At 60.1% G+C, this 506-nt stretch carries 1 pseudogene; it reads right to left on the bottom strand.

What is annotated here, in order from left to right:
- A pseudogene (locus tag CXQ97_RS21390) lies at positions 1-410 on the bottom strand (amidophosphoribosyltransferase); the annotation flags it as partial.
- Positions 411-506: the final 96 nt, after the last annotated feature.

Here is a 506-nt window from a genome sequence, read left to right on the forward strand (position 1 = left end):
CTGCGGGCGATCAGGTGGAGGATGACCTCCGAGTCCGACGTGGACTGAAAGATCGCACCTTCGCCGACCAGCTGGCTGTGCAGATATTTGAAATTGGTCAGGTTGCCGTTGTGCGCCAGGGTAATGCCGTAAGGCGAGTTGACGTAGAACGGCTGTGCCTCGGCGGAACTGGAGCTCCCCGCGGTGGGGTAACGGATGTGGCCGATCCCCATGTTGCCGACCAGGCGCTGCATATGGCGCTGCTGAAAGACGTCGCGAACCAGGCCGTTATCCTTGCGCAGAAACAGCCGGCCGTCATGGCTCGTGACGATACCGGCTGCATCCTGGCCGCGGTGCTGCAGTACGGTAAGCGCGTCATACAGCGCCTGATTGACGTTCGACTTACCGACGATGCCGACAATGCCACACATGCAAGGAACCTCTCAGTTATTACAGGCAGACCGGATACGACGGCAGGCCGAGCATCCGTAGAAAAAGGGACTCAACCGGGCGGGTTGAGTGATCCG

It is taken from the genome of Arthrobacter sp. B0490 (assembly GCF_002929355.1).
GTDB lineage: Bacteria > Actinomycetota > Actinomycetes > Actinomycetales > Micrococcaceae > Arthrobacter_D.